General features: G+C 71.5%; 14 protein-coding genes. 6 read left to right on the forward strand and 8 right to left on the reverse strand.

Annotated features, from left to right (window positions below; translation table 11 throughout):
* Window positions 1–49 precede the first annotated feature (49 nt).
* Window positions 50–841, reverse strand: coding sequence for a carboxypeptidase regulatory-like domain-containing protein (locus ACIBH4_RS02015; protein ID WP_362511843.1), 792 nt, complete (start codon window positions 839–841; stop codon window positions 50–52).
* A 271-nt stretch (window positions 842–1,112) separates the two neighbouring features.
* Window positions 1,113–1,682 (reverse strand): TetR/AcrR family transcriptional regulator, encoded by a 570-nt coding sequence (locus ACIBH4_RS02020; RefSeq protein WP_362511846.1) that lies wholly within the window; start codon window positions 1,680–1,682, stop codon window positions 1,113–1,115.
* A 104-nt stretch (window positions 1,683–1,786) separates the two neighbouring features.
* Between ACIBH4_RS02020 and ACIBH4_RS02025 the strand changes: the two genes are divergently transcribed.
* Window positions 1,787–2,713 (forward strand): NmrA family NAD(P)-binding protein, encoded by a 927-nt coding sequence (locus ACIBH4_RS02025; RefSeq protein ID WP_362763452.1) that lies wholly within the window; start codon window positions 1,787–1,789, stop codon window positions 2,711–2,713.
* 114 nt (window positions 2,714–2,827) lie between these two features.
* Here ACIBH4_RS02025 and ACIBH4_RS02030 read toward each other — a convergent pair whose 3' ends face one another.
* The 5 genes from ACIBH4_RS02030 to ACIBH4_RS02050 form a co-directional block, all read right to left on the reverse strand.
* Window positions 2,828–5,962, reverse strand: a complete 3,135-nt coding sequence (locus ACIBH4_RS02030) for a chromosome partitioning protein ParA (RefSeq protein ID WP_362763449.1) — start codon at window positions 5,960–5,962, stop codon at window positions 2,828–2,830.
* 508 nt (window positions 5,963–6,470) lie between these two features.
* Complete coding sequence (locus tag ACIBH4_RS02035; RefSeq protein ID WP_362763447.1) at window positions 6,471–7,811, reverse strand: hypothetical protein; 1,341 nt, start codon at window positions 7,809–7,811, stop codon at window positions 6,471–6,473.
* On the reverse strand, window positions 7,801–9,018 hold the full coding sequence (locus tag ACIBH4_RS02040; protein WP_362511858.1) for a hypothetical protein: 1,218 nt from the start codon (window positions 9,016–9,018) through the stop codon (window positions 7,801–7,803). The genes ACIBH4_RS02035 and ACIBH4_RS02040 overlap by 11 nt, the downstream gene beginning before the upstream one ends.
* A 149-nt stretch (window positions 9,019–9,167) precedes the next feature.
* Complete coding sequence (locus ACIBH4_RS02045) at window positions 9,168–10,793, reverse strand: SulP family inorganic anion transporter (protein WP_362512318.1); 1,626 nt, start codon at window positions 10,791–10,793, stop codon at window positions 9,168–9,170.
* Window positions 10,794–10,861: 68 nt separating this feature from the next.
* The gene (locus ACIBH4_RS02050; protein WP_362511861.1) at window positions 10,862–11,203 is read right to left on the reverse strand and encodes a metalloregulator ArsR/SmtB family transcription factor; all 342 of its coding nucleotides are present in this window, start codon (window positions 11,201–11,203) and stop codon (window positions 10,862–10,864) included.
* 549 nt (window positions 11,204–11,752) lie between these two features.
* On the opposite strand from ACIBH4_RS02050, the gene ACIBH4_RS02055 reads away from it, so the two are divergent.
* The 3 genes from ACIBH4_RS02055 to ACIBH4_RS02065 all read left to right on the forward strand — a co-directional run bounded on the left by ACIBH4_RS02055 (window position 11,753) and on the right by ACIBH4_RS02065 (window position 14,260).
* Window positions 11,753–12,607: a helix-turn-helix transcriptional regulator gene (locus ACIBH4_RS02055; protein WP_362511864.1), complete on the forward strand. Its 855-nt coding sequence runs from the start codon at window positions 11,753–11,755 to the stop codon at window positions 12,605–12,607.
* 174 nt (window positions 12,608–12,781) lie between these two features.
* Window positions 12,782–13,165, forward strand: a complete 384-nt coding sequence (locus ACIBH4_RS02060; RefSeq protein ID WP_362763444.1) for a hypothetical protein — start codon at window positions 12,782–12,784, stop codon at window positions 13,163–13,165.
* Window positions 13,166–13,582: 417 nt separating this feature from the next.
* The gene (locus ACIBH4_RS02065; protein ID WP_350944124.1) at window positions 13,583–14,260 is read left to right on the forward strand and encodes a response regulator transcription factor; all 678 of its coding nucleotides are present in this window, start codon (window positions 13,583–13,585) and stop codon (window positions 14,258–14,260) included.
* Between the two features lie 7 nt (window positions 14,261–14,267).
* On the opposite strand, the gene ACIBH4_RS02070 is transcribed toward ACIBH4_RS02065, so the two are convergent.
* A complete protein-coding gene (locus tag ACIBH4_RS02070) occupies window positions 14,268–14,873 on the reverse strand; it encodes a helix-turn-helix domain-containing protein (RefSeq protein WP_362511871.1) in 606 nt (201 codons plus the stop codon).
* Here ACIBH4_RS02070 and ACIBH4_RS02075 point away from each other — a divergent pair.
* The gene (locus ACIBH4_RS02075; RefSeq protein ID WP_362763442.1) at window positions 14,848–15,480 is read left to right on the forward strand and encodes a hypothetical protein; all 633 of its coding nucleotides are present in this window, start codon (window positions 14,848–14,850) and stop codon (window positions 15,478–15,480) included. The two genes, ACIBH4_RS02070 and ACIBH4_RS02075, sit on opposite strands and share 26 nt — an antisense overlap.
* Window positions 15,481–15,522: 42 nt before the next feature.
* Window positions 15,523–15,705: a hypothetical protein gene (locus tag ACIBH4_RS02080; RefSeq protein ID WP_362763439.1), complete on the forward strand. Its 183-nt coding sequence runs from the start codon at window positions 15,523–15,525 to the stop codon at window positions 15,703–15,705.
* Window positions 15,706–15,788: the final 83 nt, after the last annotated feature.

A 15,788-nucleotide genomic window follows, 5' to 3' on the forward strand; every position in this document is an offset into this window, starting at 1 on the left:
CGCCCTTCGGTCTCCCGGTCGGCCATGGCCCAGCGCCTTGAGCGCCTCGTCAAGGCTTGAGGTCGAGCTGGATGCGGTGGACGGTGGTCAGGAAGCGCTCGAAGTCGGCGACGACGGCCTCGCCGTACTCGCCGGTGTCGCGAATCCGGATCTTCAGAGGGCGTCCGAGATGCTCGGCGGTGATCCGGTAGCGGCCGATGGGCACGTCCAGCACCCCCGAGCCGTCGCCGCTGCGCTCGGCCCGGCGGGTGATGACCTCGCCGGCCGAGCCGTCGATCAACGGTCCCTGCGGAGTCAGGGTGAGCGTGACGTCCTCGTCCTGCAGGAAGGTCTGCGGGTCCTGCGGGTCGTAGGACTCCAGGTGGAAGAGGACCATGCTGCCGTAGAAACCCAGTCCGTCGGAGCGCTCACCGGTGAGCCGCCAGGTGAAGTCGCGGATCGCACCGTCCGCACCGACGAAGGAGGCGTCGTCGTGAGGGGTCAGGTCCATCGTGTAGGCGCGGCCCTCGAAGCGGCGGGTCACGATGCCGGTCACCCGGAAGGTGGCCGCGGCGACGTCGCTGCTCACCCGATAGCGGCCGTCCTCGTCGGTCGTCACGACCAGGTTGCTGTTGTACAGCAGCCGGTTGTCGGCGACGATCTCCGCGCCCGCGACGGGCCTGCCCGCCGCGTCGACGACCCGTCCCTTGAGCACTCCGGCCTCAACCTGCGCCGCCCCGGCCTGCCGCTCCGCGGTGGTCTCTCGCCCTGCATCGGCCGTACCCGTCATCCGCTCCCCGCCTTCGAACGCGCAGCCGCTCAGGGCCGCGATGAGAACACCCACGACAACCACTTCTCGCACGCCGGTGACCCTAGGCGCACGATCTTGTAATTCACTTGGAAGTGACGGTCCGGCGGATCGTCCGCGCGCCGCCCGCCTCGTCCGCGCCGCCGCCGCGAAGATCGTCTGACGCTCGGAGCCCGAATCGAGGGGACCACGAGGCCCTGTCGTGTCCGGCGCGGTCCTCGCGGTCCTCGCGGTCCGGAGAAAACAACATGAACGCCCGTGGGCCGCACGCGTCGCCGACTTCCGCCCGTGACCACGCGCCGGCGTTCACTCCAGAGCGTGGCACTTACCGTCGGGGAGGGCTCACCCCCGCCACGGTGAGGGCGAACAGCCGGTCCGCCTCGGTGGCGGGGTCCGGGTGGTGCTCCGTGGCCAGGGCGATGCCGGTGATCAGGTTGAGCAGGTCGGTGATGGTCACGCCCGGTGCGAGGGCGCCGTCGTCCGCGGCGCGGCGTGCCAGGGGGGCGCCCGCCTCGGTGAGTTGCGCCGAGCAGCAGTTCTCGGGCGCCACGTCGGGGCCGGCCGCCCGCTCGCGGGTCAGTGCGATGGCCAGCCCCCGGATGGTCGCGGCGTCCGCGGTGACGGCGCGCAGCCACTCCAGCAGTGCGGCCCGGGTGTCGGCCCTCTCGGTCAACTCGCGGGCACGGGCGCACAGGGCCTCGACCCGCTCGCGGAAGACCGCCTGCAGCAGTGCGTGGCGGCTGGGGAAGTGACGGCGCACGGTGGCGGATCCGACTCCCGCGGTGCGGGCGATCTCCTCCAGGGACGCGTCGGCGCCGTACGCGGCGATCGCCTCCTCGGCCACGGCGAGCAGGCGCGCGTAGTTGCGCCGGGCGTCCGCCCGCTTGACGGGCATGGTCTCACCTCAACATTTGCTAAGTGGCGGGGTCCGCCGTATCTTACTCGAATATAAACGGCGGGGTCCGCCGTTTAGTGAACGCACACCCGAGGAGAGGCTTCATGCCCACCAATCCCGCACCCGTCCTGGTCACCGGCGCCACCGGACGGCAGGGGGGCGCCACCGCCCGCGCCCTGCTCGCGAACGGCGTCCCCGTCCGGGCTCTGGTCCGCGACCCCACGACCGACCGGGCACGGGCGGTCGAAGCGCTCGGCGCCGAACTGGTCACCGGCGACCTCGACGACCGAGACTCCGTGGTCAGAGCCGCGCGAGGAGCCCGAGCCGTCTTCTCGATGCAGATGCCCGCGCTGAAGGGAGACGCCTTCGACTTCGAAGGCGAGCTGACCCAGGCCGTCAACCTGGTCGAAGGGGCGCTGGCCGCGGACGTGCCGCAGTTCGTGCACACCTCCGTCACCGGCGCGGGGCAGCACGTCGAGACCCCCGGCTGGGCCGAGGGCCGCTGGGCGGCGCTTGAGCCCGGCCTCGCCGCCAAGTCCGGCGCACAGGACCGGGTGCGTGAGGCGGGCTTCACGCACTGGACGATCATCAAACCGGGCTTCTTCATGGAGAACTTCCTCCCGTCCCTGGCGTACCTGTTCCCGCGCGGCATCGAGGGCGGCCTCGCGACCGTGCTGAAGCCCGGCACCCGGCTCTCCCTTGTCGCGACCGCCGACGTCGGCACGGCCGCCGCCGCGGCCATCGCCGAGCCGGAACGCTTCCACGAGGTCGAGCTGGAACTGGCCGGCGAATGTCTGACGATGGCAGACATCGCCGAGGTCCTCTCCCGCACCCTGGGCACCGAGGTGACCGCGCCCGACATGACCATGGAGGAGGCGGTCGCCGCAGGAATGCCGTGGGCGGGCGTCGCCTCCCACGAGTTCCTCAACGCGGCCGGTCAGCTCGCCCGTCCGGAGTACGCGCGGGCCTTCGGCATCCCGCTCACGACCTTCGAGAAATGGGCGTACGAACACATGCGGCTCGCGGCCTGACACCGTCTGACGCCGCCCGGAGACGGCCGCTCTGACCGTCCCCGCTCGGAGGCCCTGGTCTCCGGCGGGTGGTCCCCGGTCGCGGCGCGCGTCCGCGCCGCGACCGCGGGACGCTCACCGGCTCACCGCGGAGGCCAGGGCACGCACCCGTTCGGCGTGCAGGTCGTGGCCGATGACGACCGGCGGCTCGTTGTACGGCATGGCGTCGGAGGAGCGGCGCAGCTTGACGTACTGCCCGCAGGCGTCGACGGCGTACGGCTCCATGTCGTCCTGCAGCGCGCCGATCACCGTGATCCCGTACGTCTCGCCGATCCTGCGGAACAGCGCCACCGCCTCCCTGCGATGCTCCTTGCCGAGGTTGCGACCCAGCTCGTCGAGGACCAGGCACAGGTGCCCGCCCCCCGAGGACGCGATCGCCGCCGCGCAGACCAGCTTCACCGCCTTCTCGTCCATCAGCGCGGTGTTGGCCCGCCGGTTGTACGGCACAAAGCCCTGCCCCTCGCCCCTGCGCCACTTGGGCGTCACCCGCCACGCCCAGCGCTGCTCGGGGTCGGCGGGCGCGGGCGGGACGGGAAACTCCAGCGTCGCGCCGTAACCACCGTAGGAGGTGTCGAGTTTGTCGAACTCCTCGGCCACCCGGGTCAGCCGCGCCTTGATCGCGGCGGTCAGCGCGGCCCGGTGCACGGCGGTGGACTGGGCGGCCTCCTCGGCACCCCTGGCAGCGGCCGTCAGGTCGCGCTGCCGGGTGACGATCTGCGTCTCGATCTGGCGGCGCCGATGCCGCTCGTACTCCTCCTGACCACGCAGGTAGGAGGCGAGTGTGGAGCACACGCCGGGGAACGTCGCCTGCTCGCGGGCGGTGCGCCCGGCACCGGGCGCGGTCCGTTCGCCGACCAGGAAGCGCAGCTCCTCGGGCATCTCCTCGTCCTCGCCCGGGAAGGTGGGGAAGGTGTCGCGCAGCGCCTCGTCCAGGTGGCGTTCGGCGGCCCGCCACCACTCCTCGGACGTGAGCGGACGCTCCTGCTCCTCCAGGGCACCCAGCCACTCGCGGGCTCCGTCGAGGGTGCCGCCCCAGTCGCCGGCCAGCGCGTCCAGCCCGAGCGCGTCGCGGTCGGCGGCGATCCTCGCCGCCTGTGCCGCGGCCTGGTCGCGGTCGGACTCGTACCTGGCCCTGCGCCCCTCCAGACGCTCGATCTCCATGCTTCTCGTACGGGCGCGGAAGTCCAGGGTGCTCGCCCGGCGCTCGGCCTCGTCGACCTTCGGCGCGATCTTGGCCAGCGCCTCGGACAGCTCGGTGAGCGCGCCTCGGCGCTCGGCGAGCCGCCGCTCGATGTCGGCCAGCTGCACGGACGCCTTCGCCCCCTCAAGCCTCCTGCCTGCCTCGGCCACGGCGTCCTCGGCGGCCCGTACCACCGCCGCCGCGCTCTCCTGCGCGTCGCGCGCCCGGTGCAGCCGCTGCTCGGCCGCCTTGATGCGGGCCTCCCTGCCGGTGACGGCCACCTCGAACGATCCCACCACGGTGACGCCCGCCGCGCTGACCAGCACGGACCCCGGCAGCGCGTCCAGCGCCCGCGCCGCCGCCTCCAGGTCGGCCGCGTCGACGACGACCGTGTGCTCGTGCGGCCATCCGCGGGCTCCCAGCGCGGGCGCCGCCCGGCCGTCCCGACCCGGCGCGCTCTCGTCGTCGCGCGCCTGCTCGGCGACGTCGATCGCGTCGAGCAGGCCGGTCGCGCCGACACCCGCCTCGGCGAGCGCGTTGAGCTGGGCCGCCGCCGGGCCGCCCTCGGCGTCGTCCAGCGCGGTCTTCGCCCCCTCGGCCTCCCGGTCGGCCACGCCCAGCGCTTTCAGCGCCTCGTTCAGCCGCGTCCTCGCTGCGGTCAGCTCCGCACCGGCCGTCGTCACGTCGCGCCCGTCGGCCAGGCGGCGCTGCTCCTCAAGACCGGGGATCCAGCCGCGCAGCTCGTCGACCGAGTTCTCCGCCACCGCCCGGTCGGCGTCCAGCTTCGCCGCGCGCGCCTGCAGTGCGCTCAGCTCCCTGCGGGCCTCGGCCAGCCCGCGCTCCAGCGTGTCGTCCTTGAGCGTGGCGATCTCGGCCCTCACCTCGCCGATCGCCTCGGTGGCACGCGCGCCCGCCGCGTGGACCCGGTCCAGCTCGGCCGCGAGCGCCTCGTCCCGCTGCCCGGCGTCGGTGAGCCTGCGCGCCAGCCGCCCCCGCCAGCAGCGCAGCGCGCCGGCCAGCCGGACGCGGGCACGGTCACGCCTGTCGAAGGTCTCCAGGAGCGTGTGGGACTCGGCCTCGAACTCCCGCAGCAGCTCCACGGCCCGCGTCGCCCGCACCCGCCTGGCGTGCTCGTCGCGGCGGGCCTCCCGCTCCTGGTCGAGCTCGGCGTCCAGGCCGGTCAGCGCGGCGATCGCCTCGAAGACCCGCTCGGGGGAGATCTCGTTGAGCGGCTGGGAGAGCAGGTTGGTGGCGACCTTGCTGCGTACCGAGGTCGACAGGAACGACACGCACCTGACGCGGTCGCCGTACAGGAACCTGGTCAGGTCACGCGCCACCACGTCGCGGCGCCCCGCCGAGCGGGGCAGCGCCGCCCACAGTGCGTCGGCCCGCGTCACCCGCTCCGCCTCCGAGGCCGCCACCGCCAGGTGCACCCCCTGGATCCAGCGGATCTCCAGGTGCGGGGCCTCCTGGTTGACCCGCAGCCACACGGTCACCGCGTCGTCCAGGGAGGCGTCGTCGGGGGAGCCGGCGTTCGGGTGCCCGATGCCCGGGGAGCCGCCGTTCACGAGAGCGGTGTCGTCCACGGGGTCGGCGCTCTCGGCAACGGTGTGGCCGGAGCCGGTACGGACGGAACCGGTCTGCGGGGAGCCGTCGCGTCCGATGTGCACGGAGACGGAGTCGGCCGGTGCGAAAACGCCGACGATGTAGCCGTGGTCGGCGCTGGCCCACGTGCGGCCGCCCCCGCCCGCCGCCAGCTCGGCGTTGAACAGCAGCTCGGAGACCGCCTTCGCGCCCGAGGCGAAACGCCACTGCTCGTCCCCGAGCAGCGCGGTGATCATCGCGATGAACGACGACTTGCCCGCGCCGTTGGAGTCCTTCGGCCCCGCGCCCGCGACCACGATCAGCGTGCCGGGAACGGTCGGCACCGGATGGGTCGAGAGCCGCGAGATGTTGACCGGCTGCACGGCGATCAGCACCCGGTCGCCCACCACGTTCTCGCTCGGGGCGGTGGCGCGAGTCGGCTCCACGGGGACCAAGGTCGCCTGCGTCCCCCCGCCCGCGTCCCGGGAACCTCCGATCTCCCCGCCCCGAGTGCCCTGCGTCCGGGCCCTCCTGCCGCCCTCCCCTTGGGAGACCGCGGCCTCCCCGCTCCGAGTGCTCTGCGTCCGGGTCTTCCCGCCGCTCTCCCCCCGGGAGTCCTTTACGTCCTCGCTCCGAGTGCCCTGCGCCCGGACCTTCCTGACGCGAGCGGCTCCGGTGACCTCGCCCTGGGAGGTTGCAGCCTGGGCGTTTTCGGCCCCGGCCGTGTCGGCGCGGGTTTCCGCGCCCCCGGCTCGGCTTTCGCGCGAGCTCTTCGCGGCCTGGTTCCGCTGCTCGGTCAACCCCGTCGTTCCTTTCTTCCATCCGGCTTCCGGCACCCGGAGCGCCGGATCTCCGGCACCCCGTCCCGGCTTCGGCTCGTCATGAGGGAGGGCCTCCTCGCGCCCGCCAGGCGGTCGGGCCGGCGGGACCCCGGCACCCCGTCATCGGGTCCGCTCACCGCCGGTTGGCCCGTACGGCCGCCGCCAGCGGGGTGTGCGGTCCCGCCGCGAGGATCAGCTCCTCCTGCAGGTGACGCCTGGCCTGCGGGGTGAGCCGGTGGAACTGCGGCCCCGGCACGTAACCCCCCGCCTCCTCGCCCGCCTTCACCTGGGTCACCAGACCCGCGTGGCGCAGGGTGCGCAGCGCGGCGTCCAGCTCACCGATCGGCAACCTGGTGTGCCGCCGAAGCTCGTCGACCTGGGCGGGGAACGGCGAGAGCCAGCTGTCGGCGGGCAGCAGGCCGTCGGCCCGAGGGATCGCCACCGAGTGGATCAGCACGAGGACCAGAACCGCCCGCTCGGACTCACCCAGAGCCGAGCCCGCTCCCGTTCCCGAGCCTGTTCTCGCTTCTGCTCCCGCTCCCGGGAACGGGCCCGCGAGCGTCTCGGGCGCGTAACCCGAGATCCACGCGTCGCGGTCGTGGATCAGGACCCGGCCGCGACGCTCCAGCATCTCGGCGAGCGTACGGCGCAGCACCGGGTCGCGCAGCGCGGGAAAACGGGCCTCGTGCACCGGTTCGGCCGCGTGCTCCACCGCCATGAACGCCGCCACTACCTCGGCCCTGCGCCGCTCGTCGAACGGACCGAGCAGATCCTCGTCGACCTCCTCGGGGATCGTGACAGCGGCTCCCGTTTCCGCGTCGTCGAGAGCCTCCGCGACGACAGGGAGCACCTCCGGACCGCCGGGAACCTCCTCACCCGTGGGCAGGCGGCGCATCAGCTCCCGCAACTGGGCGTGAGACGTCGCGGGCCAGGAGGCGCACCGGGGGCCGAGCCGTACCAGCCCGTCGGCGACCTCCAGCCAGGCCGAGTCGTGCAGGCGGCGCAGCGCGCCGACCGCCCAGTTACGCATGAGGTCGTCGCCGCGCCCGATCAGTGCCCGGTATGCCGACAGCACGTCGTCCACCCTGGCCGGGGTGCCCGGCCAGGGGTCGGAGGCGAGATCGGTCCAGCAGCATCGCAGGGCCGCGGCCAGCACCCGCCGGGTCTCCCCGGATCGTTCCACCGCGACCGGCGCGACCTGGTATTCCTCCAGGAGCGACGGGGTTGCCCCGTCGGGCCAGACCGGCAGCGCGAGCCCTGTGCCGTCGCCGCGCCCCAGCCGCGCCATCCCGGCGGGAGCCGCCTCGCCTGCCGCGAGCGTGAGAGGTCCGCCCGCCCTGGCACGGACATGCGCCATCCGGGACGGCTCGACGTCGGCCGGTCTCGCCGCCCGCTCGTGCGCCGCCCCCGTGGCGACCACCCGGTCGTGCGCGGGAGACGTCGGGGGCGACGTGTGTCGCGGGTCAGCCGGCACCGCCGGTCCTTTCGAGATGGCCGTGGGAGAGCCAGGCGGGCTCACCGCCGGGGTCGGCGGTGAGGCCGTCGGACCAGCGCAGGCGGTACGGGGAGTCGGGACGCAGGTCGGCCGAGACGAGGTCTGCGAGCAGCCTGCGAGCGGAGACCCACTCGCCGTCGGCGGTGAGCAACTCCTCCAGACGGGCGGTGGGGCGCCCGGCGAGCGCGGCCTCGGCCACCGCGGTCAGGTGGTCGAGGCCGTCGACGCCGGGGTCGTGGGCGTCGGCGGTGCCGGGGTCGGGCAGGGCCGAACGCGGGGGAGTGGGCTGGGCGGGTGCCGGGCGAGGGCTCTCGTCCACGGCTCTGACGATCGCCGCCGGGTCGTGCCAGGGGGCGGGGGCGTCGAAGACGAAGCCGTCGAGCACGGAGGCCAGACGCTCCTTGCTCGCGGTCTGCGCGAAGGTGCGCCAGGTCTCCGCGGGAAGCAGCGTCAGGTTTCTCGTCGTGCCCGCCGAGTCGGCCAGGCGCCCGGCGGCGCGGCGCGAGGCGTCACTGTAGGAGTAGATCGCGGCGCGCAGTTCGGTGCAGGTGCGGTCGAGGTCGGGCCAGCGGGTGAGGATGGTGCCGTGCAGGCTCTGCGCCCGCCTGGCGATCTCCTCGGTGCCCCACAGCTTGGGCGCCTGCTCGCGCAGCTCCTCGATGGTGCCGCCGGTCAGCGTGATCAGCTCCAGCGCCCACAGCCGGAAGGCGCGCGACAGGTTCTGCGCGCTGGCGCGAGCCTCCTCCATCGTCGTGCGGGGGTCGGCCACGTTGAGGTCTTCGAGAGCGAGCAGGCGGTGCATCTCCGACTGGCCGCCGTCGTCCATCATCCGGCGGATGAACATCAGCCCCACCACGCTGGTGAACGACGCGCGGTAGCGGAGCTGGTTGGGTTTGGGGAACACCTCCCGGATCGCACCGAGGCCGCGCAGGACCCTGAGCCGGTTCTCGAACCGGTCGAGCGGGTAGGCCCGGCAGACGTGGCGCATCTGCTCGTGGGTCAGCCACTCCTCGCCCGCCTCGGCGAACGCCGCGAACAGCGTCTCGGCGATGTCGACCAGCGCGGGGTCGTCCACCACCGCGCCGCTGTCGCGGGCGAGCGCCGCGAACATGCGGCGGTAGGTCGAGAGCACGGCCTCCTCGGTGAGGGCCGAGTCGAGCGTGATCTCGTGGTTCGTCTCTGGCACGCGCCCTACCGTAAGGCTTGTGCCCGACAATCCTGACCCGGACCGCCGAGAAGTGCTCCACGGAGAGACGCGGCCGAACACGGGCCGTCCCGGTCCGGTGTCGGTGGCCCGCTCTGGCCTTCCGCTGCCGTGACCACCCAGGTCCGAGGTCAGGGAGTGGCGGTCGCGGGTAGGACCCCGGCCTGCCGGAGCCGGTCACGAGCGGCCTCGATGGCTTCGGGGGTGGTGGCGAAGACGCGGCCGGCCTGGTCGAGGTGGGCGATGACGCCGAGAGCGTGCAGGGGCTGGTGGTGCCCCTGGCGGATACCGGAGACGTAGACGGTGATGCCACGGCGTTGGAGCCGTTCTATGGCGTCGCCGAGGACCAGGGCGCCACTGGCGTCGATGGTGGTGACGCGGGACATGCGCAGGATCACGACGGAGACGGTGGCGACCTCGGAAAGCTCCAGCAGGAAACGGTGGGCCGCGGCGAAGAACAGCGGACCGTCCAGGCGGTAGGCGACGATGTGCTCGGAGAGCAGGGCGTGTTCCTGCTCGCTGTGATCGCCGGGCGACTCGGGATGAATCGGCGTCATGTCCAGGCGGACGTCGCGCGCGATGGAGCGCAACGCCAGCGCACCGGCCACGATCAGGCCGAGAATGACGGCTTGGACCAGGTCAAGCGCCAAGGTGGCGATCGCGGTCAGCACCAGGACGACGGCGTCGCGGCGGGTAGAGCGGATCATGGCTTTGACCGAGCCGACCTCCACCATCCGCACCGAGGTGGCCAGCAGCACGCCGGCCAGCGCGGCGAGCGGGATCCGGGAGACCAGGTCGGCGGCGAGGAGCACGATCACGGTCAGGATGCCCGCGTGGGCCAGCGCGGCCAGCCGTGACTGGGCGCCGGAGCGGACATTGACCGCGGTACGGGCGATGGCGCCGGTGGCCGGGACGCCGCCGAACAGCGGGACGACGAGGTTGGCCAGACCCTGGCCGAAAAGTTCCCGGTCGGGGTCGTGCCTGTGGTTGACGCTCATGCCGTCGGCCACGGCGGCCGACAGCAGCGACTCCAGCGCGGCCAGGGCCGCGACCGCGACCGCCGGAGCGAGCAGCGAGCTCAGCGCGCCCATGTCCATGAAGGCCAGCGAGGGAGTGGGCAACCCGGCGGGCAGTTCTCCGATGCGCGCCACCGGCGGATCGACCACCTGCGTGAACAGGGTGGCGGCGGCCACGGCGACGAGGGAGAAGGGTACGGCGGGCCGCCATCGCGCCCCCAACAGCATCACCGCGGCCACCGCCAGGGCGATGGCAGGGGCCCACCACAGCGGCCGGACGAGGAAATCCCGCGCGGCCTGCCAGGCCACGGCGAGGACCTTGTCCCCCTCCGGGATCGGCACGCCCAAGGCGGACGGAACCTGCTGCAGGCCGATCACACAGGCGATGCCGATGGTGAAGCCCTCCACCACGGGGGCCGGCACCAGTGCCATGTACTTGCCCGCGCGGCTCAACGCCAGCGCGATCAGCATCAGCCCCGCCAGCACACCGACCATCAGCACACCGGAGGCGCCGTGAGCATGCATGATCGGCACCAGCACCACTGTCATCGCCCCGGTCGGACCGGACACCTGCAGGCTCGAACCGCCGAACAGCGCCGCCAGAATCCCGGCGACCACCGCGGTGGCCAGACCCGCCGCGGCGCCCATGCCCGAGGAGATGCCGAACCCCAGAGCCAGCGGCAACGCCACGATCGCCACGGTGAGACCGGCCAGCAGGTCACGGCGGGGACGGCGGCCCATCGCGGCCCAATCTCCGCCCTCGGGCAGCACGTCGCGCAGGCGGCCCCAGCCCGAGGAGAGCAAGGGGATCACGGGGTGCCGGTCTCGGTCTTGATCAGTTCGCTCAACAGCTCGCGCTGCCCGGTGAGCAACTGCGTCAACAGTTTGCGCGCCGCGCGAAGCAGCTCCGCCACATCACCGCCGGCCAGAGCGTAGACCACGGTGGAGCCGTCACGGTGCGCGGTGACCATCCCTGAACGACGTAGCACGGCCAGATGCTGCGACAACCCCGTCGGCTCCACCTCGATGGCCGCCAGCAGGTCCCGTACCGGCATCGGCCCTTCCTGGAGCAGCTCCAGCACCCGGATACGGACAGGGTGGCCCAGCAGCCGGAACAGCTCCGCCTTGGCCTCGTACAGCGGAACCGACATCACAGAACGGCCCCGTCCGGCCCGGTCTCGTCCGGCCCGATCGGCACACCGTGTGCACGGGTCATTCGCGGCACATGCTCCCACTTCGCTGCGGCCGGCCTCGGCTCGTCGACGTCATCGCCGCGGCGGGCCGCCTCCGACACCGCGGCCGCCCGGCGTGCTCTCTTCCTGAGCGTGGCGGCGAAGGACCCGTTCACGGCACACTCCTGATCTCGGTCTCACCTGATGGCACCATCATGTAACCAATTGCGTAAGTTCGCAATTCATGGAAACGGATACAGGGTACCCCAGGCACGCGGTTACGGTCCCGCCGCCTCACCTGGCTCACCGCCCAGGCCGGTCTGCGCCCGTCACCGGCCCGCCCGGTCGAGGCTCGTTCCGTCGGCGATGTCGCCGGGCGAAACAGGCGGGGCAGGAGGGGGCGGCGAGCCGGGGGGGTGATGGGAGCGTGCCCACGATTTTTCGCAACTATTTGCAACATTTGAGACAGATCGCAACATCCGCCGTACTGTCGGAGCACCAACCCTTCGCGGTGACGAGGTGATGGAGATGGCGACCTCCACAGCACGCATCGACGAGGCCAAAGGCATTCTCGCCGCCAGGCTCAGGGCGCTCCGCGCCGACGCCGGGCTGACGGGGCGAGCGCTGGCGGCGAAGACCGGCCTGGACCACACCAAGATCTCCAAGATCGAGAACGCGGTCCAGATGCCCAACCAGGCGGACATCCGCACCTGGTGTGAGGCCTGCGACGCGGACGAGCAGGTGGTCGACCTCATCGCGGCCGCCCAGAACATCGACGCGATGTACACCGAGTGGCGCCGCCTGGAGGAGAGCGGCCTCGGCCATGTCCAGCGCTCGTTCCAGCCGTTGTACGACAAGACCCACCAGTTCCGCGTCTGGCAGCACTCGGCCGTCCCCGGCCTGCTCCAGACCGGCGACTACGCCCGCGGTCACCTGCGCGCCGTCATCGACTTCCGAGGCATCCCCGACGACATCGACGCCGCGGTCGCGGCGAGGCTGAAACAGCAGGAGGTCATGCGCAACGGGAGCAAGCGGTTCGCGTTCGTCGTCGGGGAACAGGCGCTCCGCATGCCACTGGTCGGCCCCGAGCAGATGGTCGCCCAACTCGACCGGCTGGCGGAGCTGACCTCCGGCACCGCGAACGTGTCCTTCGGCATCGTCCCCGCGACGATCAGGCCGCCCCTTATGCCACCGGAGAACTTCTGGATATACGACGCCAACCGCGTCCGCGTCGACACCGTGCCGGGCCAGATCCAGCACAAGGCGCCGGGCGACGTGGTCGTGTACGAGAAGGCGTTCCAGGCGCTGAGCGGCGCCGCGGTGTACGGGAAAGAGGCCCGCGAACTGCTGCGAACCGCGGCGAGTGCGTTCCGCGAGAGGTGAAGCGCGATGAGGAGCGGAGTCTCGTGAGAAGTGAGGTCTCGCGAGAACGATGCCCTGTGATACACCCTTTTGAGAAGTGAGGTCTCGTGAGAGGCGATCCTTCGCGAGGAGCGGACTCGCAACATCGCGCAACATCGTTGAGGCGGGAGCCTCTGGATCTTTACCCTCGCCAGCGTGACCGTTGATCACAGAACCCCAGAAGACATTGAGTGCCCCTCAGTCGAACTCCGGGCTCGTGAGCTGGCGGCCCTGCTGGCCCGATCCCACAACATTCCGGCGGACGTCCATCGCCTGCCGTCCGGAAAGATCGTCATCTCCGTCTACTACGGCCTGGTCGCCCGCCTGGACGACGCGTGCCGTTTCTGGTGGATCGTCCCCGTCTCCGAGGAACGGGACAGGCCACTGTGGACGAGTGCCGCCACTCCGGCCGCGGCGGCGGTCCGGATCGCCGATCACTACCGGGAACTGCGCACCCGCCCGCTGTCCCACCTGATCCACGGCGGTTACCTGCTGACCGACGTCCTGCTGGAACATCACGAGGCCGCGGCGCCGGTCTGAGCGCGTCCGGTGGGGTGCACCGGTCTGACCGCGTCCATCGGGGGCGTCTCGGTCCGACCGTGTCCGGCACGGCGGTGTTCCGGTAACGGACCGCAGCCGAAAGCCCTTCCCCGGAGTGGGCGTCCGGTGTCCGGCGAACACGAAACCGACCGCTCCGGGGAAGGAGGTGTACCACTTTCCGTCCCTGATCTTCACGGCCGTTTAGGCCGTTTCATACGGGTAGCGCGTACTTTTTGAGAGCGCGCCCGATGACCGCCGACCCCTATTTTCCGCGCGCTGAAGTCTCCTACCTGCGCGAATCACGGTTCAACGCCCAGTGTTTCGTGTTTAACTCGGACTTGCGGTAGTCACCCGACTTCCTTGGGTAGTGTCCCCGGGCCGGGTGAGAGCGCGTGATGCAGCAAGGGGAGACGATTCATGATCAGCGTCCTGATCGCCGAGGACATGCATCTCGTCCGCGGAGCCATGGTCGCCCTGCTCTCCACGGAGAGTGACATCAAAGTCGTCGCCGAGGTCGGTCACGGTGACGAGGTGGTCCGCTCCTGCCTGCTCCACCGCCCGGACATCGCGCTCGTCGACATCGGACTGCCGGGCACCGACGGTCTCACCGCGACGGCGGAGTTGCACCGCAGGCTTCCCGAATGCGGGACGGTGATCCTGACCGGGCTCGCGACCCCGGCCGCGCTGTGCCGGGCACTGGACGCCGGGGCGCGCGGCTTCGTCGTCAAGGACGCCCCGGCGGACCAGCTCGCCGACTGCGTACGCCGCGTGGCCGCCGGTGAGCGGGTCGTCGACCCCGAGCTGGCCGTCGCCGCACTCAACGCGAAGAGAAACCCGCTCACCGCACGCGAACTGGAGGTCCTGCAGGCCGCGGCCGAGGGGGCGCCGGTCGGGGAGATCGCCGACCGTCTCTGCCTGTCCGGCGGGACGGTTCGCAACTACCTGGCACGGATCCTCAACAAGGTCGACGCCCGTACGCGCGTCGAGGCGGTGAGGATCGCCAGGGAGGCGGGCTGGCTGTGGTTCGACGACCTGACCGAACTCGGCCTGCTCCGCTGCCGGGACACGGGAGGTTCGTCCAGCCGGATGAACTAGTGCCGCGTCAGGCCACGTTTGCCTTCTTGACGATCCTGCGTAGCCGCTCGTCGTTGGTGTGGCGGTTGCGCCAGGCGATTCCGCCGACGTCGGTCCACTGCTTGCCCGAGCGCGGTTGCAGGTTGAGCGGCCCGAACTCGTCCACACAGAAGATGACCGAGGGTTCGCCGTCGTCGGGGATGACCTGACCGTCAGCGATCGCGTACAGATGCTCGATGCGGGCCTTCTTGACCGCGTAATCCGGATCGCGAGAGCCCTTCCACGTCTTCATGGCTTGAAATGACACCATTTCCGCACGTAGAAGCTCGCGCAGGCCCTCATGGCTGATGTCCTCGACCACCTCCTCTGCCACCAGGAAGTCGGCCAGCTTGACCAGGCTCCACCGGGAAAACGGCAGGCCGTGCTCGGCAGGCTCGGACTTGGCGATCTTCTTGATCTCCACCCGCTGGGGCAGGGTGAACTTCGGCTGTCGCCCGCCCTTGTATTTGGGATACAACGAGTCGAACCCGTCGGCGTTGAAGTTGTGGATCACATCGCGAACCCGGTCTTTGCTGGTGAAGGCCAGCTCCGCGATCTTCTGGACGGTCATGCCTTGCGCCGACCACAGCACCATCCACGAGGAGGCCGACACCTACGTCGCCCGGATCAAGGACCCCTACGCGGACCAGCGGAAGTTCTCCGAGGCATTCCGTTCCCTCGGCCTCGACGTCGAGCTCAGGGTGATCCCGGTCTCGCCCAGCGCGGCCGGCGAGATCGTGGGCCTGGGTGGCGGCAACGCCCCGGTGAACGTGCCCATCGGAGCCCGCAAGGAGCCGGCGGACTGCGATCTGGCCGACAGCGGCTGCTTCATGGTGGTGACCGTCCCGGCGGCGATCAAGGGTACGCCCGACGTGGTGCACTTCGAGCTGGGCAGGCCGGCCAAGCCGGGGGAGCCCTACGAGAACAGCCGGCAGTCGGCCACCCGTCCCGGAGAGCCGCTGGCCGGCGTCAAGGTGAGCGGCCGGATCGTCGACGATGTGCTGGCCGAGGTCGGCAAGCACGGCCTGAGTGCGGAGTTCCGCCGCGTCGTGGTCCATGAGGGCGGGTACACGGTCGAACCACTGGCCGCGGATCAGGTGGGCGGCGACTGGATCGTGTTCAAGGTCATATCTACGCGTGAGGGCGTGGTCGGCCTGGAGGTCACCGCCGAGCGTCAGACGGGCCTCGAGTACGCGGACTGAGCACCGGAGCCCCGCCGGTCTCAAGGAGGTGCGTCACACGGCGTGCTTCTGGGCGGCCGACGGGGCGCCGGTCCGGTCCGCTCGCGCGAGTTCACCCTCAACGGCACCGACAACGACAGCCACCGCGAGCAGGGCAGCATGATCCGCCGCTACATCGCCTGGCGCAACCGCCACACCAACGACGAGCGGCTACGCAGGATCGTCAAGAGGACAAATGTGGCCTGACGCGGCACTAGGCGCGATCACCGACGACGTGGTCGAGAGACGGAGCGGGTACGGACGTCTGGCGTGCGGACGAGTCGGTCACG

This window comes from Streptosporangium sp. NPDC050284 (assembly GCF_044459525.1).
GTDB lineage: Bacteria > Actinomycetota > Actinomycetes > Streptosporangiales > Streptosporangiaceae > Streptosporangium.

Coding starts and splice junctions, on each gene's coding strand:
- ACIBH4_RS02055 (WP_362511864.1), top strand. CDS start 11,753: ATGGCGACCTCCACAGCACGCATCGACGAGGCCAAAGGCATTCTCGCC.
- ACIBH4_RS02045 (WP_362512318.1), bottom strand. CDS start 10,793: ATGGGCCGCCGTCCCCGCCGTGACCTGCTGGCCGGTCTCACCGTGGCG.
- ACIBH4_RS02025 (WP_362763452.1), top strand. CDS start 1,787: ATGCCCACCAATCCCGCACCCGTCCTGGTCACCGGCGCCACCGGACGG.
- ACIBH4_RS02020 (WP_362511846.1), bottom strand. CDS start 1,682: ATGCCCGTCAAGCGGGCGGACGCCCGGCGCAACTACGCGCGCCTGCTC.
- ACIBH4_RS02070 (WP_362511871.1), bottom strand. CDS start 14,873: ATGGTGCTGTGGTCGGCGCAAGGCATGACCGTCCAGAAGATCGCGGAG.
- ACIBH4_RS02050 (WP_362511861.1), bottom strand. CDS start 11,203: ATGTCGGTTCCGCTGTACGAGGCCAAGGCGGAGCTGTTCCGGCTGCTG.
- ACIBH4_RS02075 (WP_362763442.1), top strand. CDS start 14,848: ATGCCTTGCGCCGACCACAGCACCATCCACGAGGAGGCCGACACCTAC.
- ACIBH4_RS02065 (WP_350944124.1), top strand. CDS start 13,583: ATGATCAGCGTCCTGATCGCCGAGGACATGCATCTCGTCCGCGGAGCC.